The sequence below is a fragment of the Sinorhizobium meliloti genome (assembly GCF_017876815.1).
In the GTDB taxonomy this organism is placed as follows: domain Bacteria; phylum Pseudomonadota; class Alphaproteobacteria; order Rhizobiales; family Rhizobiaceae; genus Sinorhizobium; species Sinorhizobium meliloti.
Genome location: NZ_JAGIOS010000003.1, coordinates 476934 through 498007, shown reverse-complemented (window position 1 = coordinate 498007; position 21074 = coordinate 476934). Strand labels below are relative to the sequence as shown.

General features: G+C 60.1%; 18 protein-coding genes and 5 pseudogenes. 8 read left to right on the top strand and 15 right to left on the bottom strand.

Going from position 1 to position 21074, the window contains the following annotated elements; translation table 11 throughout:
* Positions 1–6: 6 nt before the first annotated feature.
* Positions 7–1536, bottom strand: a complete 1530-nt coding sequence (gene istA / locus JOH52_RS28855) for an IS21 family transposase (protein WP_014531024.1) — start codon at positions 1534–1536, stop codon at positions 7–9.
* A 574-nt stretch (positions 1537–2110) separates the two neighbouring features.
* On the opposite strand from istA, the pseudogene JOH52_RS36280 reads away from it, so the two are divergent.
* Positions 2111–2280: pseudogene (locus tag JOH52_RS36280) on the top strand (helix-turn-helix domain-containing protein).
* A 409-nt stretch (positions 2281–2689) separates the two neighbouring features.
* Here JOH52_RS36280 and JOH52_RS36590 read toward each other — a convergent pair.
* Positions 2690–3079, bottom strand: a pseudogene (locus JOH52_RS36590) (nucleotidyltransferase); the annotation flags it as partial.
* A 143-nt stretch (positions 3080–3222) separates the two neighbouring features.
* Between JOH52_RS36590 and JOH52_RS28845 the strand changes: the two are divergent.
* Both JOH52_RS28845 and JOH52_RS28840 read left to right on the top strand, forming a co-directional pair.
* Positions 3223–4184: pseudogene (locus JOH52_RS28845) on the top strand (LysR family transcriptional regulator).
* A 196-nt stretch (positions 4185–4380) separates the two neighbouring features.
* Positions 4381–5085: an autoinducer binding domain-containing protein gene (locus JOH52_RS28840; protein WP_014531579.1), complete on the top strand. Its 705-nt coding sequence runs from the start codon at positions 4381–4383 to the stop codon at positions 5083–5085.
* 132 nt (positions 5086–5217) lie between these two features.
* Here JOH52_RS28840 and JOH52_RS36585 read toward each other — a convergent pair.
* The 6 genes and pseudogenes from JOH52_RS36585 to JOH52_RS28815 all read right to left on the bottom strand — a co-directional run.
* A pseudogene (locus JOH52_RS36585) lies at positions 5218–5326 on the bottom strand (helix-turn-helix domain-containing protein); the annotation flags it as partial.
* Between the two features lie 285 nt (positions 5327–5611).
* Positions 5612–7039 carry an ISNCY family transposase gene (locus tag JOH52_RS28835; protein WP_014531578.1) on the bottom strand — a complete coding sequence of 476 codons (1428 nt, stop codon included), beginning with the start codon at positions 7037–7039 and terminating at the stop codon, positions 5612–5614.
* 359 nt (positions 7040–7398) lie between these two features.
* Positions 7399–8772: an ISNCY family transposase gene (locus JOH52_RS28830; RefSeq protein ID WP_014531577.1), complete on the bottom strand. Its 1374-nt coding sequence runs from the start codon at positions 8770–8772 to the stop codon at positions 7399–7401.
* A gap of 125 nt (positions 8773–8897) precedes the next feature.
* On the bottom strand, positions 8898–9899 hold the full coding sequence (locus JOH52_RS28825) for an IS30 family transposase (RefSeq protein WP_014531093.1): 1002 nt from the start codon (positions 9897–9899) through the stop codon (positions 8898–8900).
* 259 nt (positions 9900–10158) lie between these two features.
* Positions 10159–10539 (bottom strand): helix-turn-helix domain-containing protein, encoded by a 381-nt coding sequence (locus tag JOH52_RS28820; protein ID WP_003526626.1) that lies wholly within the window; start codon positions 10537–10539, stop codon positions 10159–10161.
* Positions 10540–10556: 17 nt separating this feature from the next.
* Entirely contained in the window at positions 10557–10868 is a 312-nt protein-coding gene (locus JOH52_RS28815) for a type II toxin-antitoxin system HigB family toxin (protein ID WP_017266244.1), read from the bottom strand.
* Between the two features lie 269 nt (positions 10869–11137).
* On the opposite strand from JOH52_RS28815, the gene JOH52_RS28810 reads away from it, so the two are divergent.
* On the top strand, positions 11138–11551 hold the full coding sequence (locus JOH52_RS28810) for a DUF3846 domain-containing protein (RefSeq protein WP_014531574.1): 414 nt from the start codon (positions 11138–11140) through the stop codon (positions 11549–11551).
* Positions 11552–11704: 153 nt separating this feature from the next.
* On the opposite strand, the gene JOH52_RS28805 is transcribed toward JOH52_RS28810, so the two are convergent.
* Both JOH52_RS28805 and JOH52_RS28800 read right to left on the bottom strand, forming a co-directional pair.
* Positions 11705–12124 (bottom strand): type II toxin-antitoxin system VapC family toxin, encoded by a 420-nt coding sequence (locus JOH52_RS28805; RefSeq protein WP_014531572.1) that lies wholly within the window; start codon positions 12122–12124, stop codon positions 11705–11707.
* Complete coding sequence (locus JOH52_RS28800; RefSeq protein WP_013845417.1) at positions 12121–12390, bottom strand: antitoxin; 270 nt, start codon at positions 12388–12390, stop codon at positions 12121–12123. The genes JOH52_RS28805 and JOH52_RS28800 overlap by 4 nt, the downstream gene beginning before the upstream one ends.
* Positions 12391–12518: 128 nt before the next feature.
* Between JOH52_RS28800 and JOH52_RS28795 the strand changes: the two are divergent.
* Positions 12519–13020 (top strand): annotated as a pseudogene (locus tag JOH52_RS28795) (LysR substrate-binding domain-containing protein); the annotation flags it as partial.
* Between the two features lie 87 nt (positions 13021–13107).
* Here the strand turns inward: JOH52_RS28795 and JOH52_RS28790 are convergent.
* Both JOH52_RS28790 and JOH52_RS28785 read right to left on the bottom strand, forming a co-directional pair.
* A complete protein-coding gene (locus JOH52_RS28790; protein WP_014531570.1) occupies positions 13108–13983 on the bottom strand; it encodes a LysR family transcriptional regulator in 876 nt (291 codons plus the stop codon).
* A 979-nt stretch (positions 13984–14962) separates the two neighbouring features.
* Positions 14963–15886 (bottom strand): LysR family transcriptional regulator, encoded by a 924-nt coding sequence (locus tag JOH52_RS28785; RefSeq protein WP_013845420.1) that lies wholly within the window; start codon positions 15884–15886, stop codon positions 14963–14965.
* 146 nt (positions 15887–16032) lie between these two features.
* Between JOH52_RS28785 and JOH52_RS28780 the strand changes: the two genes are divergently transcribed.
* From JOH52_RS28780 to hmpA, 3 genes are all read left to right on the top strand, one after another.
* The gene (locus tag JOH52_RS28780) at positions 16033–16872 is read left to right on the top strand and encodes an aldo/keto reductase family oxidoreductase (protein WP_017266245.1); all 840 of its coding nucleotides are present in this window, start codon (positions 16033–16035) and stop codon (positions 16870–16872) included.
* 88 nt (positions 16873–16960) lie between these two features.
* On the top strand, positions 16961–17341 hold the full coding sequence (locus tag JOH52_RS28775; protein ID WP_014531568.1) for an FAD:protein FMN transferase: 381 nt from the start codon (positions 16961–16963) through the stop codon (positions 17339–17341).
* Between the two features lie 197 nt (positions 17342–17538).
* Positions 17539–18750, top strand: coding sequence for an NO-inducible flavohemoprotein (hmpA, locus tag JOH52_RS28770; protein WP_014531567.1), 1212 nt, complete (start codon positions 17539–17541; stop codon positions 18748–18750).
* Between the two features lie 78 nt (positions 18751–18828).
* On the opposite strand, the gene JOH52_RS28765 is transcribed toward hmpA, so the two are convergent.
* Genes JOH52_RS28765 through ric form a run of 3 tightly spaced genes read right to left on the bottom strand, consistent with a single transcriptional unit; the run spans position 18829 to position 21043 of the window.
* On the bottom strand, positions 18829–19122 hold the full coding sequence (locus JOH52_RS28765; protein ID WP_010967629.1) for a DUF6522 family protein: 294 nt from the start codon (positions 19120–19122) through the stop codon (positions 18829–18831).
* A 22-nt stretch (positions 19123–19144) separates the two neighbouring features.
* Complete coding sequence (locus JOH52_RS28760; protein ID WP_014531566.1) at positions 19145–20353, bottom strand: NnrS family protein; 1209 nt, start codon at positions 20351–20353, stop codon at positions 19145–19147.
* Positions 20354–20368: 15 nt separating this feature from the next.
* Positions 20369–21043 carry an iron-sulfur cluster repair di-iron protein gene (ric, locus tag JOH52_RS28755; protein WP_014531565.1) on the bottom strand — a complete coding sequence of 225 codons (675 nt, stop codon included), beginning with the start codon at positions 21041–21043 and terminating at the stop codon, positions 20369–20371.
* Between the last annotated feature and the right edge of the window lie 31 nt (positions 21044–21074).

Sequence of the window (21074 nt, the reverse complement as noted above, 5' to 3'; positions counted from 1 at the left end):
TTCTCCTTAGTGGTAATAGCGAGGTCCGCGGATGTTGGCGTGATGGATCGGTTCATGCGGCGCCGCTCCATTTGAGGCAGCCGTCCGGTCAAGGTGATTGTCGAGGATGGATCGCACCGAGCCATAGGTTCGTGCGCCAATCTCCAACGCACGGCCGCAAGCGGCATTGACCCTGTCGCGGCCGAAGCTCTTGTTGAGGCGGATGATGCCGAGGCAAGCTCGAAAGCCCTGCTCGGGATGAGGCCTGTCGGCAAGAATGCGCTCGCACAACAGCGCAACATCCGGCCCCATCGCAGAGGCTTCGCGTTGAATCCGTTCAATCGTCCAGTCGGCAAAGCGGCGATGCGCAGAGGGCATATGATCGGGGATCGTCGTGTGCTTGCCGTTGCCGCTGGAGCGCCGGTGAGCGGCAATTCGCTCGCCCTTGTGGAAGATCTCGATCGTATTGGCGGTGATACGAGCCTCGACCTGCTCGCGGGCAAAGCGATAGGGAACGGAATAATAGTGCCGCTCGATCTCGACGTGATAATCCAGCCCGGCGCGCCGGATACGCCATTCGGCAAAGACATAACGTTCGACAGGCAGCGGTCGCAAAGCCGGACGATCAAGCTCCTCGAACAATTGGCGGCGCGTGGCGCCGACACGGCGCAGAACGCGCTTATCATTGAGATCATGGAGCAATTGGCCAATCGCCGCATTGACCTCGGCCAAACTATAGAAGATGCGATGGCGCAGCCGGCCCAACAGCCAACGTTCGACGATACGAACCGCAGCTTCCACTTTCGCCTTGTCCCGCGGGCGTCGCGGCCGCGTCGGCAAGACGGCGCTGCCATAATGGGCCGCCATCCCGCAATACGTCCGGTTGACCTGGGGATCGAAGTGGCAGGCCTTGATGATCGCTACCTTGGCATTGTCGGGAACCAGCAAGGCTGGCGCACCGCCAAAGAACTCCAGCGCCAGGATATGGCATTCAATCCAGTCGGGAAGCGTCTCGCTCCAACGTGCCTGCGCATATGAAAGGCTGGATGCTCCCAGAACCGCCACGAACAGGTGCGCCTGCCGTGTCTTGCCGGACAGCCGATCAACGACAACCGTGACCGTGTCGCCGGCGTAGTCGACGAACAGCTTGTCGCCGGCCGCGTGATCCTGCCGCATCGTCACAGGCAACTTCATCGCCCAGCCGCGGTAGAGGTCACAGAAGCGACTGTAACGATAGCCCTCCGGATAACGGCTGATGTATTCGTCCCAAAGGATCTGCAGCGTCATATGCTTGCGCTTCAGCTCGCGGTGGACCTGCGTCCAGTCCGGCTCAGGGCTCCGACGATGACCCGTCTTCGTCCCGGCTGCCTTGTAAAGCGCCGCTTCCAGGACTGCATCGCTGATGTCGTCACCCAACGGCCACGATAGCTCCGCAATGGCCGCACGCCGAAGCGTCTCGCGCACCGTCGATGGCGCAGCTCCAACCCGAACCGCGATCGACTTGTGGCCAAGTCCTTGTTCGAAGCGATATCTCAATATCTCGCGGACACGCCGCATCTCCAGTCTCTCCGCAGGCATCCCGTTCCTTCCTCGTCACGTCGAAGGAAGAAACTTCACACCAGCAGAACACCCACGCCAGATGCTTTCCGATGGGGGCGGCATCATCTCGGAATCAGGGGGCGACTATTTCTCGGAATTGGGGGGCGAGATCATTTCGGAATCAGGGGGCGGATTGCCTCGGAATTTGCAATCTCGCAGGCGAGAACGATGTCAGAGCCATCCTTCTTGATTGTCGATCGGGAGAAGAGTGGGCTCCTGCAACTTGTGTAAAGCTAAAGCAGGAGCCGCGGACATTCGGGATCACGACGGTCGGCTTGATTGGGCCTGGTGCGGAATGCCGGTTTATCGATCTACCTGAAGGCGGTATTGACGAGAACTTCGTAAGGCCGATCGCTCCTTCGAAACTGCTCGGCTTCCTCCGTGACCGCATCCTGCACGGGTCGCATCCCACGGCGATCGACGGTCATATCCTCGCGCAGGGATTGAACTGAGCACCAACAGGCATAGCGTCAAGCGTTTCGGCGTCAGCATTCACTTAGGACCGATCGAATTTCGGTTGCTGCAGCTCCTGATGGAGAACCGGGAGCAGGCGTGCAGCCGCGCACAACTCATTGAAGCTGCCTGGCCCGAACGTCGTTTCGTTGACGCCAAACGGTCAACGTCCATATCGGTCGACTGCGCAAGGCGCTAAGCGTGGCCAATTGCGCTGATCTGATCCGAACGGTGCGATCGTCCGGCTAGATGCTGGATGGTTCCAGCCAGGAGCAATCGCATCGCCGGTTGGATCGGCCGGGCGGGCGACCAGCGGCCAGCACCGCACCATGGCGAAAGGAATAATTGTCATGGATCTAGTCGTCCGAGACGCAAGCCTCATCACTGGTGGCGGCAAGATGTCACAAGCGGACTGCGGTTTATGTCCGGCACGGGCAGATCGCCGGAGTTGACGCTGAGGAGACTGCCGCAGGCGCTGAGATTGTGGCGCGTGAAACCATCGATGCAGCCGGCGGCATCGCTTATACCGGGCCTCATCAATGCACATGCGCATGGATGCATTCGGGGACCTTCCATGCGAGCGGGCTCGGCGCCTTTGAAAAAATCGACGGTTTTTCGCATTGGCACCGACCACCTTGACGGCGGCGTATCTGGCCCCGTCGTCGATTTCGTAGAGCACGACGCCCTCGTGGAGGACGTCGACGAAGAATTCTTGTCCGTCCGCAACGAAGTTGTTCACCTCCCGCGCGCCATGGACAATCAGCCCCACCGGCGTCGAGACCCCCTTGTCCCACAGCAGCCGATCGGTCGCCTTGCCCCAATACTGCGGTTCGGCCAATTTCTTCGAACTGGCGATCACGAGAATATCGTAGTCCGAGCGGTAGCCTGCGGCTCGTCGACGAACGTACCGCGGGCGACCGCCCGCGCTTCTTAAAGGCGGCTGAGCTTCCCTCGAGCGCATCGGCAAACTCCTCGTGGGATTATCTAGACGACGCGGGCAAGCTCGCGCTGCTCCCTCTCCGGCAAGGTATTCGAGGCTCGTTTTCATGCTCAACCGATAGGGCAAAGACGATTCCGTCTACTGCGGGAATTCATGGGGTCGAGATCAAAAAACAACAGATTGATCTAAAGTGACGATTAACGGATGGTCTGCGCCTTGCGGAAGAACTGCACAGTTGGAGAGGACAGGGAATGGAAGTCCGTCAGATGAGATGCTTTGCGACGCTGGCCGAGGAACTTCATTTCGGTCGCGCCGCGGCCATGGCGCAGCCCGCCCTCAGCGTGCAGATCCAGACGCTGGAAAGGGAGCTCGGCGTGCAGCTTCTCACCCGTTTCTACCCGTCGCGTTCAATTGACCAAGCCTGGCGAACTTTTCTATGAGCGGTGTATCCGTGTTCTCAAGGAGATTGAAAACAGTTCCGCCGTCGACCGGGCCGTTGCGGGCAAGGATGTCGATCGGATCACGATCTGTAACATTTACCCTGCGACCTGCGGTGTCTTGCCGCTCTTTCTAAGCAAGCTCGGCAAGCGATTCCAGACGTTCAGATTCACATCAGCAGTGGCTCGACCGATGCAATCATCCGCGATCTGGAGAAGGGCCGCATCAATCTCGGCTTCATCCGGCCGGTCGAAAATATCGGCTCGCTCCGCTGGCAGAGCATCGCCAACGAACGATGTCTTCTAGCGGTGCCGCTTGGCAGCCCGCTGGAGATGGCGGAAACTGTCACAATGAGCGACCTCAAACGAGCGCGGATAATCGCCTTTTCCCGCTCGAATCTATCTTACACGGAAAAGTACTTCTTCGAGCAGTTCAGAAAGCACGGCCTTCTCGATCAGGTCGCCTACAGCTGCGACGATGCGCTCTCCCTGGTTTCGCTCGTTGCCGCCGGGATTGGGTCGGTTTCGTGCCGGAAATGGACGAAGGATTTGCCCCACCGGTCGTTTCGCTTTGGGAAGTGGAGGGAGTGGATTTTACGATCGGCATGGGGCTCGCCTGGAACAAGGAAGACCCCACCGCGAACCGTGAAGAATTCGTGGAAATCGCCCGCTCTCTCGCATCAGTCTCGCGGCCGCGTAAACCTGCCGGCGGGCATTCTGAAAAGCCCGGCAAGACCGCCGCGGGTCGGCGCATGGAGACTAGGCAGTCGAACTAGGGCCGTGGCAGGATGAGCTTGGCGTCGTCAGCGCGTTTTGCTGGGGGCGTGCCTTGATGCTTCTGCCGCGTTCGAGGCTTCGAGTTCTGCGGGCGGCTTTGCTCTGCCCTCGTTGAAAAGTGGTCGCCGACCAAATATCCTGATTTTGGTGGGCACGAGCAGTATGAGACGGGATGCAACAAGAGGGGATTAGAAGGTGGAGATTTGGTTTCAGAAGCTAATCGATGTTACAGCGGTAGCGCGCACCAGGGAGATGTTCAATGGAGCACTCACCGAACTCGCACGGGAACTCGGCTTCGAATATTACGCCTACCTCAATCTTCAGCCGGTCGGAACATTCGCTGTCTCGAATTATTCACCCGAATGGCAGGATCGGTATTTCTCCAAGAGCTTCAGTGAGATTGATCCCGTGGTCCTGATCGCCAAGTCCACGATGAGGGCGTTCACTTGGTCTTCGGAAAACACGCGGAAAGTCAAGTCGAGGCGTGTTCGGCAGTTCTACCTGGATGCTGCCGGGTTCGGCATCCGATCGGGCATCACGATTCCGGTGGCGACTGCATTCCGGCGCATCGCGATGCTGACCATTGCGTCGCACAAGCCGTGCCTTTCGCTGAATCTCGATCTCGATCCGGTCGCAGCTGCGACGGCGGTCGCTCAGCTTCATGTGAGGATCGAGCAAGCGCAAATTGAACCCACGGCAAAACCGAGCATCCGCATGACCGCCAAACAGGCGCTGATGCTCAAGTGGTCATCCGAGGGCAAATCCATGAGTGACATCGCCACCATCGAGAACATGACCTATGCGAATGTGAATTTCCATATGAACAACGCTCGCAGGAAGCTCGGTGCGAGCACACAGGCGCAGGCGACGGCACTGGCGACAAAGCTCAGGCTCATTTGAAGCCAAGTGCATGCGGCGAGCGCCTGCAGACAATGGATCTGCTGATAAGAATGGTCGTCCGCGGGGTGTTCGCAGACTATCACCTTCTTGCCGGCTTAGGGTCTTGGCGAGATCAGTCGGCTCGAGGACAAACCGATGCCGACTGAGGGCGGGCGATCTCAGCAATCGGCACCTTGCGTTCGAGAAGCTGATGCACGCGTCGGCGATCGGGAAGGGTGAGCTGCAAATAGCACTGCGACATGCAAAAATCTCCAAGGGACAGGCCGTTGTTTTTATTGCCATGTCGCACTTGAAAATAGAATTTACCCCCGGCTACATCAATGTCAAAGCTATTTAAAGATGAGACAAAGTAGTCAACTTAGAAACGCGACATCATCCTATCCATTACTACTGCATTTGCAAGTTGCTATATTTACAAAGTACGGAGACGCAAGCCGCCGGCCGGGTGGAGCTGGTCAGGGTTGCGCAGCCCGGCCGGCGGCGGATGGCTTGAGGTGCAAGATAAACTTTAGCTTTGACACGCCGGTCACTCCGCCGCTTTCAGCTGCGCGAGGGCTTGCTGGCGCTTTGCGATGACCACCGGATCCTTGGTAAAATCCGTCTTCCGGCCAGGCTTCGTGCCGCGCTTCTGGTAGCCATTGCTCTGGCTGCCGTCGCGAATGCCGAACATATGGTCCGTCTGGCCGGTGCGGCGCGGCCCGCCCTTGCTGCGCTGTTGCTCTCGTCCGGCCTGCATCGCGGCGACCAGCGCCAGCATGTCATCCAGGCGCTTGTTCTCAACCACCTCGGAGCGGTGCACCGAGCGCAGCGTGTCGAACGTCCTGTAGGGCAGGGTGGCTTCCCCGTCTGTGATCTCCAGGCGTCCGTCGGGATAGTCGCAAACGACAACCTTCTTACCCGCCAGCGCCGCTGCGCGATCTGTCGGATCGAGAATGAACATCACCTTGTCATAGCGCAGCGTCAACGAATTCGACAGCTTGCGGATCTCCTTGCGGCACATGGCGCCATCGAGGTTCTCATGCGCGGCAAACGGCCGATGCATGTCCTTCGGATTGCGCGGCGCCTTGCCAAAGCGACGATTGAAGTCGGCCATGAACTCCGGCGAATAGGCATTGGCCGCCGCGATCGTATCGATGCCGCGCAACCGCAGTTCCTTGACGAGGCGATCCTGCAGCGTCTGGTTGGCGCGCTCGACGCGGCCTTTGGCCTGCGGGGTATTGGCACAGATGATGTCGATGTTGAGCTCGTAAAGGGCACGCCCGAACTGCGTCAGGCCACTGGTTCTGTCCTTCTTGGAAGCATGGGTGGTGCGGAAGATGCCATGCTTGTCGCTGTAGAAGGCAATCGGCTTGCCCCATTGCTGCAAATAGGCCTTCGTCGCGTGCAGATAGTCGAAGGTGTTCTCCGAGCCCGCAAAGCGTAAGTGCAACAGCTTGCCGGTGGCATCGTCGATATAGACGAGCAGGGCGCATTTGGGACCGCGGTTCTCGAACCACCAATGAAGCGAGCCATCGATCTGGACGAGTTCGCCGAAACAATCGCGCCGGCCGCGCGGCTGGAAGACGCGCTTCTTGCGCTCGCGTCGCGACACCCAGATGCCGGCTTCCATCATCCACTGACGCAGCGTCTCCTTGCTGACGGCAATCCGGTGGCGTTCGAGCAGCTTCTCAGCCGCCAGGGTTGGTCCGAAATCCGCATAATGCTCACGCACCAGGTCGAGCACCAGGATGCGGAAATCCTTTCTATGACGCCGGTTGCTCGGCCGGCCGCGCTTCTTCGAGACCAGCCCGTCGGCGCCGGCCAGGTCATAGGCCTGCAGCAGCCGATGCACCTGACTGCGGCTGAGGCCGAGCAGTTCGGCCGCCTGGACGACGCTCAGGCTGCGGCCGCGAATCCGCTGGATCAGTTCAAGACGATGCAATTCCTTCTGCGACATGGTGATCAAACAAGACATGACGACTCCGAACGCTCATGGTCTCAGCCACGCTTCACGTCGCCAGTCTTCCTTCCAAACGTTGACGTTTGACCAGCATCCCAAGCGGCGACGACTGTCGCATCTCTAACTGGCTCATATGTCGCATCTCTAAACGGCCGCTACACCACATGTGGCGGCAAGGTTAAACTGTCCGCGGTTGGGCAAAGTTGAAATGTCACTTTGGGTGCCTCACCAACCATTTAGAAATGCGACACGCGACATCCCCACTGGCACTGAGCCAAGCCCCCGACCGGACCGGCTGGATCGGGTTGCAAGGGAAGGGAGGGGGCGGATGAGACGCACCCATCGGCTTTAGCTTTGACAGTTGCAGCAGCCAGTCATTCCGCCGCATCGAGCTCAGAGAGCGCTTGTCGCCGTCGGGCAATGACCGCTGGATCGTTGGTGAAATCCGTCCGCTTGCCCGGCTTGCGGCCACGCGGTCGGTAGCCGATCTTCTCGCTGTTGGTCTTCACCTTCGGCGCCGGCCGCTCGTCCTGGCGCGCCTTGATGTAGGCCAGGACATCACCGAGCCGCTTGTTCTCGGTGATCGCCGCATGCGTCACCCGCTGGTCCTTGTCGAATACCCGGTAGGGCAGGGAATGGCCTTTCCACCGCACATCGAGCCGGCCGTCGGCATAGGCGTAGGTCTCGACATAGCGACCGACCAGCCCGCGCGTCACCTCGGTCTCCTCAAGCATGATCCGCTGGCGCTCGAACGAAAACGTCAGCTGCGCACCGACGTAGCGCTGCTCGCGTTTGCACAGGATCTCCTTGAGCCGATCCGGGGCAAGATTCAGCGACCGATGCAGATCATCAGGTCGGGCAGGGGTAATGGCAAACTGCCGGTTATAGCCCTCCATGAACCGAGGCAGGAAGGCGTTGCCGTCGTCCATGCCACAGATGCCCTCCAGGCGCAGATCCTTAATCAAACGGTCCTGCAGCGTCCGGTTCATCCGCTCGACCCGACCCTTCGCCTGGCTCGAATTTGCACAAAGAATCTCAATGTTTAGCTCGCAAAGCGCACGCCCGAACTGGGTCATGCCCTGGCCGCCCTTGGCGTCTTTCTTCGCCACCCGGAACACGGAATGTTTGTCGGAATAGAAGGCGACCGGAGCACCATGATTTTTGAGATAAAGCTCCAGCGCCTCGAAATAGCTGAACGCACTTTCCGAGCGCACGAAACGCAACTGCATCAGCTTGCCGGTCGCATCATCGATGAACACCAGCAGCGAGCATGGATCACCGCGATCCTCGAACCAGCGGTGCTCCGATCCATCGATCTGCACCAGCTCGCCATAGGCCTCGCGTCGCAATCGTGGCTGGTGGAAGGTGCGCCGCTGCTTGCGCGACAGCCAAAGTCCGGCCTCCGACATCCATTTGCGCAAGGTCTCGCGCGACACCCGCAAGCCATCGCGCTCGGCAAGCTTCTCCGCCGCTAGCGTCGGACCAAAGTCGGCATAGCGTTCGCGAACCAGCGTCACTGCATAATCCCGAACGCCGTCGCTGATCCGGTTGTTCGATGGCCGACCGATCGCCTTGTGCCGGATCGATGCGGCACCATCCGTCCGCATCCGCTCCAAGAGCCGGCGCACCTGGCGCGTGCTTAACCCCAGAACATGAGCGGCCGTTACCAGCGTCATCCGACCATCGATGACCTTCGACAAAACCTCAATCCGCTGCAGATCACGCTCGCTCATCGCAATCAATCCCATCCGCAATCTCCCAGGTCATCTAAACCCGGGGAGAGTGACATTCTTACATTGCAGAAACAGGACACTTTAACTTTGCGGTGGAGAATCTAATCCAAGTGCAACAATGACGGGTGGAGGGTAGGGGATTACCCGCAATCGCGCAAATGGGCCATGAAGACCTCGGCGGGCGTGCGGTAACCAAGGCATTTCCTGGGCAGTGAATTGAGATGGTGGGCGAGGGCGACCAGTTGCGGCTGGTTGACGGCGGACAGGTCCGTATCGCTCGGCACAAAGCGACGGATGCGCTTGTTGGTGTTCTCGACCGCGCCTTTCTGCCACGGTGAATTCGGATCGCAAAACCAGCTCCTGGCGCCGAGTCCATCTTCCAAAGCCTTGAAACCGCGAAACTCGGTACCACGGTCGAAGGTGAAGCTCTGCCGGGCAAAGGCGGGTAGCGGTGAGAAGGCATCGATGATCTTGTCGATGAGCGGACGAGAGTGACGGCTGCCATTCTTGATCATCACCGTGTAGCGGCTCTTGCGCTCGACCAGCGAGGTGACATTGGCTTCACCAAGGTCGCGCCGGAAGATCAGGAGATCACCCTCCCAGTGGCCGAACTGAGAGCGATCGGCAATGAAATCAGGGCGTTGGCTGATCCTGCAGTCCAACGGGATCGAGCCGTCACGGGGTTTGCGGGAGCGGCGTGGGCGGCGCTTACGACGGCCTTCCGGCAGATGCTGATAGAGCTCCAGCGCATAATCTTCCTTGCTATAGATGAAGCGATAGATCGTCTCGGTGCAGACGCGGACGGCGCTCACACCATCGGCAAGCAGACGGCCGGCGATCTGCTCCGGCGACCAAAGTGCCTTCAGCTGCTCGATGACCAGTTCGCGCAATTGCGGGTGGCGGCTGAGCTTGCGCAGCCGTCGCCGACGCTCCTTCGAGATGTCGTTGGCGATACCGCTGTAATAGCCGCTGTATTCCGGAAACTCGGCATCATGAAAGGTATTGCGCTTCAGTTCACGATAGATCGTCGATCGATGCCGACCGAGTTGGCGGGCGATCTCACCGACAGGAACTTTGCGTTCCACGAGCTGATGCAAACGTCGTCGATCGGAAAGGGTGAGTTGCGAATAGCAAAGCGACATCCAAAAATCTCCAAGGCGAAGCCTTTGTTTTTATTGGCATGTCGCACTTGGAAATAGAATGTACCCGGCTACACAAGCGGATCACATAAGATAGATTATGGAACTTAAACCATTGTTTCGAAAGGCGGTCGTTGCGGGCGGAGTTGAGCCGAACCTGCGAACTCACGCGGACCCTTAAGAACGGCCTAGGCTTGAGTATTTAGGTCACCGTAAAGTGGCCAGGGCGCCGAGCGCTTCAGTTATTGGTTGTGGGTATCCCTTAAGCCGCGACGTCGCCGATCAGTGAGCCAGCCGGAATGTTCCATTCCTTGCTTAGCTTTCGGATCTGATCCAGATTGATTTCCCGCTTGCCGTTCAAAAGATCGGCCGCCCGCGCTTTGGAGCCAATAACCGCCACGAGATCGGCACGCGTGTAATTGTTCGCAGCCATCACCGACTTGACCACCTCAACCGGGCTCGCCGTCGGGATTGGATAGTGCTTACCTTCGTACTGTTCGATTAGAAGGACGAGCGCGTCAAAGTGCGCAGCTTCCTCAGAGCCTTCATCGGGTTCGTTCTCGAAATACGGCCGAACTTCCTTCAGCGCGGCGTTGTACTCGGCCTCACTCTGAAGCGTTCGAAAAGCTTTCAAATCCAACATGTCGACTTCCTTTCACGTCAGAGGTCTTTGACGTCGATCGCACCGTACTGGGCGTGCGTCCCGACAAACAGAACGAAAATCCGCTTTGATCGAAATGCGACCAGCCCCACGATGCGGTACTTGTTGCCGCCGACGTCGAAAATAACCTTGTTGCCCGCCACAATATCAGCCGAGTTAAATGTCTTCTTCAACTCACAAAAGTTGCTCCAACTCGCCTTCGATGCGGTGGTGTACCATTCCATCATCGCGGCTTCCGCGGTCTCCCTGGGAGCTCCTTTCGGCAAGCTGCTCCAAAAATTCACCAGCGCGGATTTAGCGATAACGTTCACTCGAACTCCTATTTAACGCGTTTCCAATTTGGAAACAAGCGTGAAGTTCCCAATTTGGAAATTTGGTGGCGGGGCACTCTCAACTACCACCAAAGCAACATCGACGGAATGCAGTCTAGGAGAGCTTTTGGCGCGAAATTGGCCGGAATAGGCCGCCCCTTTGTTCCCTTGCCTCCCTCTCTCCCGCTGCTCCGCGCGAGCTCGGGGAGCAGGAGCGGGGCTCCTGCCCCTCGGGTAGACGTTAGACCGCGGAAGGAAAGGGCTAGAAAATGGTCAGAGCAAACACGGCTTATGTGCTGGACCCGGAAACCACGATTTTTAAGCCGGTAGCGCTTCAGGTCGATCTGGGCATCCGGCCGCTTTACGAGATTATCGGCTGCCGCCTGCTGGAAGTCGTACGGTTCGACGAGCGGCACACGCTGTTCGTCGACGAAGAAGGTCCGCAGGACGGGCTGACCGCCTTCACGATCTTTGAAGGCTTCCCGCAGCCGATCGCAGGCAAGATCGTTTTGAGCCCAAGCACGAACGAGGGCTCAAATGGCGACCGCATCAATTCAATCGATCGGGATCCCTTGAAGCCGATGTTGAAATTTGACCATCTGCAAACCCGGATCTCGGTCTACAATCGCGATCTTTGCTGTTCACTTCACATCCTTGAGAAGGCGAATTGCCAATGCAGCTGACACCTCACCCATATGAATATTGTTCGGCGCCACCACAACATTGAGCCCGGGATAAACCTTTTCTACTACCGTCAATCAGCACGAAGTCAGCGAATTCGCCATGCCGTTTCTCCCCTTGCTCGAAGTCGGCAAGAGCATTGAGCGCCTTTGGCTTCAACACGAAGGAGTGAAATCCAGCCAGTTCTCGACCTTGAGATCACGAACGCGTGTGAACTCGCTACTGTTGGCCGTTACCAGCACCGCTCCAAGCATACAGGCATGAGCGGCGATGAACAGGTCATTCGGGCCGATGGGCTTACCAGCGGCCTCCAGTTCAGCCCGGATGCCGCCGTATTCGGCATCAGCAGGCACATCGAGCGCAAGCACTTGCATACTTCCAAGAATGGTCTCGATCTGCGCCAGTAGTTTCGATGATCCCTTCTTGGCGCATCCATAGCGTAACTCTGCCGCCGTAATGATGCTGACGCAGATTGCATCCGGTCCTACCTCGGCAATGCGTTTAGTGACAGCCCCCTGTGGGTTTCGCGCAAGCTCGGACACGATATTGGTGTCCAGCATGTAGAGCCTGCTCACAGGTCGATTTCCTTCACCGGCAGCAGGGTTTCGTCAACGTCGGGGAACTCATCTTCAGACCCGAGCGGCTCCAAACCAGCCAGCACCTCCAGCAAGTTCTTGCGGAGCACCGGCTCTATTATCAGCCGATCTCCGTCCCGATGGATCATCACCCGATCGCCGGGAAGCTCAAAATCAGCGGGGATACGTACAGCCTGACTTCTATTATTTCGAAAGAGCTTAGCTTCCCTTGGCGGTGTTGGTTCGTTGTGTCGGAGTTCGGGCATCTCGGCCTCCTTTGCATATACATGTGCATATACATCCCCATGCGCTGGATTTCAAGCGCCTGATCGGAAAGCCCTCGCGAGTTTAGTCCGCGCTGGCGTGGGCGCGCTGCATCGAATGCCGCCCGGGGCCACCGTTCGACGGCCTACGGGCGGTCGCATGGGGAAAGGTGGAGTTCGGCATAAACATCATGGGCACGTCGGACCCAGATTTGATCTTCGACCGGCTGGGAGAAGGCCCTTTCGTGCTTGCGGCCTGCAAAGATCACCCGCTTGCCGCCAAACCCTCGGTCGGCTGGGCAGACGTCGAGCCCTACCATCTGATCACCGCTCATCGTTCAAGCGGAAACAGAACCTTGCTGGATGCGGCCCTGGTAAAATCGAACATCAAGCTGCGCTGGTTCTACGAAGTGACCAATCTGTCCACCTCGCTCGGTCTGGTCGATGCCCTTAGGGATTTCAGTCCTGCCGCGCATGGCGACCCCTTCGGATGACCATCCGTTCTTGATCACACGCCCGATTAGCGATCCCGAGATATCGCGTATCATCGGCGTGATCCGCCGTCGCGGCGGCGCCTGTCGCGGGCCGCGGAAGGTTTCACAGATGCTGATGGGCGTATGGGGCAAAAATTGAAGGCGAGCCCTACGCGTCTAGCTGAGGTGAACAGATGTGGCAGCGGCTCACGCCCTTGAGCCTGCTGGGGTCGCTTGCCCGCTCCGTTCACAAGGGAGCTTGCCCAGTGAAGCCGCAGAATAGCGGGGCGTTCGCTGCAAGCAGCGCCGACAGACGGTCAGCGACAGTGCGGACGGATTCCCGGTCCCGCTCGTCATCATGCAGCACGATCCACAAGTGGTGGCTCAGCTCGTCAATCACGTGGCCCGCCCGAAGGAAGCCGGGATCGCGATCGCCGATGAAGCACGGCAGAACACCGACGCCCGCTCCCGCCTTCACAAGATCGAACATCGAACGGGGCGCGTTCGCCCAGTTTGTGATGAACTGGCCCCGATGTTCAAACGTCCACCGCTTCCACCGCTGATTTGCGACGTCTGTGCCGAGCGACACCCAGTTGTTGTAGCGTCGCTGATCAAAACCCTGGGCGCAGTAGGGCGCGTAGGCGATCCGGACGGAACGGCGGGCAGCGACATTACCAGTCTCCGGCCGCTCGGCGGCTAATCCTATGTCTGCTTCGCGGTACGTCAGGTCAAGTATGGCCTCGGAAGTTTTGAAACACACGCGAAACGAGTCGGTGGGCGACCACAGGTGGTTGAAGCTCGCGGCCGTGAAGCACGACAACGTGCTGTCGGAAAGAAGCCGCACCATTGGCAGCGAGTGTACCGACTCCTGCCAGTTGTGGATATCTTGCGCCGCCTCATACATCGCCTTCACGCGCTCCAGCAGGACGTGTCCGTCCGGTGCAAGCTCGTATCCCGTACGCGCCCGTACAAACAACGCTCTCCCAATGGCGCGTTCAAGCGCCAGCATGCGCCGTCCGATTGTAGGCGCGCTGACGCCCGCCCTCTCGGCGGCACCCGCCAGCCCGCCTTGTTCAGCGACGTGCAGGAACAAACGAAGATCATCCCAATTTTCGAGTTTCATCTCTGAAACGTACCTTTCGCTTGTGCGTCTACATCTTCAAGCCGCCACGAACCACATTCTGGCCAGACAGCATGGCGGAGAAACGAGATGCTACTGCAATGGACGATTGTATATAGAGAGCTAGTAACCCAACACCGCAAGAAAAGAACCAATGCTTTTGCCGATCCGCTCGACGGTCGCGAATGGGACGGCTTCGGCTGGATCGTTAGCTGGTTCGAGAAATCTGCGGAGCGCCGTTCAAAGGCGACGGAAGGCGCGCCAGGCGCAGCCCGTAGTACAAAACTGACCACTGCAGCATCGCGGTCTGACGCGCCCGGTTTCGCTAGTTCCTGCAGCTTGCGCAGCTTGCGATCCGGCCCAGGCCCGCGCATCCCCTAACAAGTAAAGCTATTTTGCATTTGTCCTAATCTTTAAGTTGCGACGGATCTCACCTCCGTTGATGCCGACAGGGTTGCCTACATTGAAAGGTTGCTGATTGAAGCGAGCGTGGATAGCGGCGGGGCGGCTGCAATAATCGCCTGGAGCAAAGCGACGCGTAAGCGGACGTCGAACAGGCACAAGGGCCTTCCATCAGTCTCGCCGTCCGCAGTCGCCGCGAAGACGAAGTCGCCCCTGGGGCAAAGTCCCTTACCGGCCCACCTGCCGAGGGAGACGATCACTCATCCACCGGTCTGTTACTGCCCGAATTGCGGCGGGACAACGAGAACATCGGCCGTGCTTACCGCCGGTGGTCATCTCTTGTGCCGGGCTCCGTGGAAATGCCGGCCCCTCCCCTTCGCCTTCAAGATGCTCGAACAGGCTCTGCGCAAGCGGAGTCAGTTAGGGCGCCGAAACGATCCCGAGTAAGCTGGATCCGACGGAGCATCTGCGCCGACGCGAGATTGGGACCGCTACCACTCGTGTTCACCGAGCGACTTGATGAGCATACCGACGCGTTTGCGCACCTTCAGGCTCTGGATAGCGGCATGCGGCTTGTTGCTCAACCCGATGGAGCCGCCGGCATGGCCCTGATGAAGTCGATGAAGGCCCGCAGGGGCGCCGGCACCAGCCGGCGCCCAGGATAGTAGAGGAAGGGGCCGGGAAAACTCAGCCACCATGGCTCCAGCACGGGCTCCAGCGCTCCATTTTCGAAGTGCGGACGCAACCAGTCCTCGAAGAGCGAGATGATTCCAGTTCCGGCAATCGCCGCTGCGATCCCAAGATCCGAGCCGCCGCCCGCCTGCACCACGAGGGACGTGGGCGGGTCAATCGTGATCACCTCGCCGTCGCGCTCGAACTCCCAGGGACTGATCGGCCGGCCGGCAAAACGGCCGCGGATGCAGCTGTGAGAAAGCAGGTCGCGCGGATGCTGCGGCCGGCCATGCGCGTCGAGATAGGCTTGCGAGGCCCCGCTCGCATAACGCTGCACGCGTGGCCCAATCGGAACGGCGATCATGTCCTGCTGCAGCCGCTCGTCGTAGCGGATGCCAGCATCGCAGCCCGCGGCGACAACATCGACGAAGCTCTCCTCGGTCACGATCTCCAGCCTAATGTTGGGATAGGCCGCAAGGAACGGTGGCACGATGGGCGGCAGGACCAGCCGCGCGGCGCTGACCGGCACGTTCAACCTCAGGACGCCCGCCGGGCGGTTGCGGAAGCCGCGAGCGAAATCGAGCGCGGCATTGATCTCTCCGAATGCCGGTCCGAGCCGCTCCATCAGCCCCCGGCCAGCCTCGGTCGGTACGACGCTGCGGGTGGTACGGTTGAGAAGCCTGACGCCGAGTTCCGCCTCCAGGCGCCGCACGGCGTCACTCAGCGCCGACGCGCTGATGTCGCTCGCCCGAGCCGCCTCCCGGAACCCACCGGCCCGAGCGACCTTCATGAAAGCGCCCACATCCGCCATGTTGGGCCTGTCCCGTTCCATATTCCCGCTCCCACCAATTGTTCGGCGTACCGCACAGCCCGTCCGAATGGTAGCTGATTGTCCTGCCGATGAAACAGCCTTAATCCCGTTTTTGTGGCTCAGACGGAGATCAGTGCATGTCCAGTGTTGCAGAATCAGGAACTTTCATGCTCGGCGAGCGGCCGGTGAACCGGTTCGGCTATGGTGCGATGCAGCTTGCCGGCAAAGGTGTCTTCGGCCCTCCGCGCGATCGCGCGGAAGCGGTCGCCGTCCTTCGCGAAGCGGTTGAAAGCGGCGTCAACCACATCGACACCAGCGACTTCTATGGCCCGCACGTGACGAACGAGATCATACGGGAGGCGCTCCACCCCTACCGGGACGACGTCGTCATTGTCACCAAGGTGGGCGCCAGGCGCGGCGCGGATGCCTCGTGGAATCCTGCGTTCTCGAAGGAAGATCTGACGCAGGCCGTGCATGACAACTTGCGCAATCTCGGGCTCGACGCGATCGAGGTGGTGAACCTGCGCGCCATGTTCAGCGTGCACGGCCCGGCCGAGGGTTCGATTGAGGAGCCGCTGACGGTGCTGACCGATCTCAAAAGGCAGGGGCTGATCCGGCATATCGGCCTTTCGAACGTGACCTTGAGGCAAGTCGAGGAAGGCCGCAGGATCACGGAGATCGTCTGTGTGCAGAACATGTACAACCTCGCCAACCGCGCTGACGACGCCATGATCGACCGGCTTGCCGCCGAAGGCACCGCATATGTGCCCTTCTTCCCGCTCGGCGGCTTTTCGCCGCTGCAATCCTCGACGCTGTCGGATGTGGCGGCGCGGCTAGGGGCAACGCCGATGCAGGTGGCGCTCGCCTGGCTGCTCAAGCGCTCGCCGAACATCCTGCTGATCCCCGGCACCTCCTCGCGCGTGCATCTGAGGGAGAATCTCGCCGCCGCCGAAGTCGACTTCCCGGACGAAGCAATGGCCGAACTCGACGGAATGGTGCCCGCCTGAAGGAGAACCTGCGGATGGAGCACGGCGCGTCGGGCGACCAACGCGCTCCGCTTCCTACCGACCGAGCCCGCGGCAGCGGCGGGGACGCTTGGATACCGATTCTGGACGGTCGCAACACGACGGCCGTCCGTGGCGGGTCGGACTTGCGACGCGAGAAGATGCCAGCACGCCGGACAGCGTTCTGAATCTCGTCAACAGGGCCGTCGCGACCTCGAGCCCGGACGGTTTCCGATTCGACGACTCCGGCCGCTTCGGCCACATTCTTGACCCCCTTAGCGGGAGAGCGCCAAGACTCCGCCGGCGGGTCAGCGTCGTAGCTCCGACTGCGACGGCTGCCGACGCCTTCTCAACCGCCTTCAGCCTCATGGGCAGTTCGGCTGTCCGCATCGCGTGCGAGCACCATTCGGAACTAACTGTTGACATGATCTCCACTTCGGGTGCGCACGAGCGGTTCGGCCGGGCTGCCTGACCTCGGTGTGCCAAAGATCGGTTCCAAAACGACGAAATTCGAACCTCAGCCCAGCCGCAATGAAACCCGCGCGCAATTCCGCTCTATTGCTGAGTAGAATTCCAGGTCTGCATCAGCGTCAGCGGTTGGGGTCCACTCGTATGTTGAAACCAGTGCAGTTAGAGCGCCCTGGGTCAAGGAGCCAAAGGAGAAACCCAATGCTCACTCAGAAGACCAAGGATATCGTCAAAGCAACGGCCCCCGTCCTCGCGCAGCACGGGTACGCCATCATCCAGCATTTCTATAAGCGGATGTTTCAGGCTCATCCCGAGCTCAAGAACATCTTCAATATGGCGCACCAGGAACGGGGCGAACAACAGCAAGCGCTCGCGCGCGCGGTCTACGCCTATGCGGCCAACATCGAAAATCCGGAGAGCCTTTCGGCGGTGCTGAAGGATATCGCCCATAAGCACGCCAGCCTTGGCGTCAGACCGGAACAATACCCGATCGTCGGAGAACATCTGCTTGCGTCTATCAAGGAGGTGCTGGGAGATGCCGCGACAGATGAAATCATCTCAGCGTGGGCACAGGCCTATGGCAATCTGGCGGATATACTGGCCGGCATGGAGAGCGAGCTCTATGAGCGCTCGGAGGAACGTGCCGGTGGCTGGGCCGGCTGGCGTCGCTTCATCGTCCGTGAGAAGAACCCGGAGAGCGACGTCATCACCTCATTCGTGCTGGAGCCGGCGGACGGCGGACCCGTTGCGGATTTCGAACCCGGACAATATACGAGTGTCGCCGTGCAGGTGCCTAAGCTCGGGTACCAGCAGATACGCCAGTACAGCCTGTCGGACTCTCCGAACGGACGCAGCTATCGGATCTCTGTGAAGCGAGAAGATGGCGGCTTGGGGACGCCCGGCTATGTCTCGTCCTTGCTGCACGACGAGATCAATGTCGGCGACGAACTCAAGCTCGCGGCTCCCTATGGCAATTTCTACATCGATGTAAGCGCGACTACGCCAATCGTTCTGATCAGCGGCGGGGTCGGGCTGACGCCGATGGTCAGCATGCTGAAGAAGGCGCTCCAGACGCCGCCGCGGAAGGTCGTGTTCGTACATGGCGCGCGAAACAGCGCGGTACATGCGATGCGCGATCGGCTGAAGGAAGCCTCCCGTACCTATCCGGATTTCAAGCTGTTCATCTTCTACGACGACCCCCTGCCGACGGATATCGAGGGGCGTGACTACGACTTTGCGGGCCTCGTCGACGTCGAAAAGGTCAAGGACAGCATCCTGCTCGACGACGCCGACTATTACATCTGCGGACCGGTTCCGTTCATGCGCATGCAGCACGACAAGCTCCTCGGTCTTGGAATTACCGAAGCGCGCATCCACTACGAAGTATTCGGTCCCGATCTGTTTGCCGAGTGAGGCTGCCCCCCGGCCGAAGCTGTTTCGAGCGAAGGCCGAGGGGCAAGCCTTCGGGGCTTGGCTGCAGCGGGGTCTGGCTCAAGATGCGTCCGACGCCAGTGTGATCTCACTTCGCGAGCTCGCGCGATAAATGGTCATTTCTTCGGTGATTACGCGATCCTCGCTGTTCAGGATTGCGGTCCATACGCGGTTCCCGATCTTCACGCGCAAGCGGCACGTGCCAGCGTCTTCGCCCTCGCCGCGCTCGACCATGCTGGTCACCAGTCCCCTGCGGATGTTCCGACGAAGGTCCTCGCTTGAGAGCTGGAAACGATCGGCGAGCGCCACGGAGTCGAATGTGAAGTCACCATTTTGATCTCGTTCCACGTGCATGACTTTTCCTTGCGAGATACGTCTATTCGGTCGGGTATCCTCGGTGCTCTACGGACAACGGCACCCCGCCTTCCACGGCGGTGGTGCCGTTGCCGCGCTTGACCTGATTGCCGAGTGCGGCGCTGAACGCGGGTCTGGGAACAGGGCCGCTCATGGCCGGAAGATATGCTATCAGAAAGAGCGTCCACCCCGCCATCCAGCAGATTGCGGCAGCGGCTTCGGGTTCGAAATGGTCTGCATCCAGCCAGCCACCGGAAGTCCGCAGCAGCGCCGAGAGCGACACGAGCGAGAACGCGCCAGCCATGGTCCCGCCGAGGATCAGGGACTCGCCGTCGCGGACCATGGCCGGGCGCATCATGAAGGCGGCAATCATTGTACCCATCGCGCCCATCGTCAGCGCGTGCAGGGCGTCATCTGCTGGAACATGGCCGGATATAGTAGCTGAAAGACCGCCCAGAAGGAGCGCCGTCGGCGTCCAGGCGAAGGCGACATGCAGGATGAACAAGGCCGGGTAGCCGCGGGTCCCGAGGCTCCGCCATTCGCTCATCTGCCACAGCAGCATAGCGCCAGAAAACAACAGCAGGAGACCTGGCAGCGTCGGCGACCAGTCGCCATGAAGACAGGTCGCGATGAGAATGCCCGCGACCGCCAGATGCGAAAGCTCCCGCCGATTGCGGAGGGACTTCCCTCCCGCTGTCCGGTATAGCCAGGAGCCGGTGAACGCGGGCACGGCGCGTCCGCCTACCACGACGATCAGCGCGGCAAAAAGCAGAGGCGTGGGACTCGGGCCATCGGCGATGCTAACGAAGGCATTTACGCCAAGCCCGCCTGTCCCAAGCGGCGCCCAGCACCGAGCCCAAGCCCGGGAGACCACGACGCCACGCATCAGCATCGCGGTCAGGAACGCGAAATAGCCCGAGACCCCGATCGCGGCAGCGATAAGGGGCAGATGATCCGAGAACGCGCCGGTCAGACGGGCCGCGCACCAGAGGCAGGTAGCGATCACAGTGGCGGCCGGCGGGACGGCCCCCCTCGTCCAGGCCGGCAGGGCCGTCAGGAGATAGCCCCCTGCCGCAGCTCCGCCCATGCCGAACAGAAGCTCGCGGCTGTGCCACTCGACCCTGTCCGGCACGAGTTGTTCCGGGAGGAGCCAGACAATAGGCACGATAAGCGCCCATAGTCCCGCGAGAAAGAAAAGTGGCCGGTATGGCGCCCGCCAGATTGAGCTCATCTGCTAAGTCGTGCGTCAAACGGCCGCCTGGGCCTGGGTTTCGAACCGCGGAAACAGCACTGCGTTCTCGAGATGGATGTGGGTCACCAGGTCGTCGGTGAACTTGCGCAGTCCCGTATAGAGTGCGGTCCACGAGCCGCAGGCGCCTGGCGGCAGCGAAAGCCCATGGGTCACATGTTCGACCGTCCGGAGATGCTCCGCCTCCTCCTCGTGCTCGTCTCGCATCTGCGTGATCGGATGGGCGATCACCGCACTGCCGCCGCGCCGCATCATCGGGAACAGGACCTGCTCTTCCTTCATCATGTGGCTCTCGAGGTCGTCTCGCAGGCGCTCAAGTACCTGGGAGAGCCCGATCGGTGCCGAGGGGTGGTCTCCGTGTACCCGCTCCACCTTCTGGGCGAGCGGGATGAGCCAGGCGAGCTCGGCGCGGTGCGTCTGGTGATATCTGTCCAGGATGTGTCCGATGAGGTCCGATGTTTCCGCAGGTGCATCTCGTCTCGCGGCCACTACGAGGGCTTGCAACTCTGCAAGCAGCGCCGACGGCGCGACGCCTGCCTTGACGGCGGCTTCCGAGAGCTGGACGTTGCCGCCGCAACAGAAGCTGATGTCATGGCCCCGGAAGAGTTCCGCCGCTCCGGGCAGCTCTGCCGCGATTGCTGCGACGGTGTTGTCGAGACGTATTCCCGTCATGATCTGTTCCTTGTCTGGTGTTGCTTGCCAG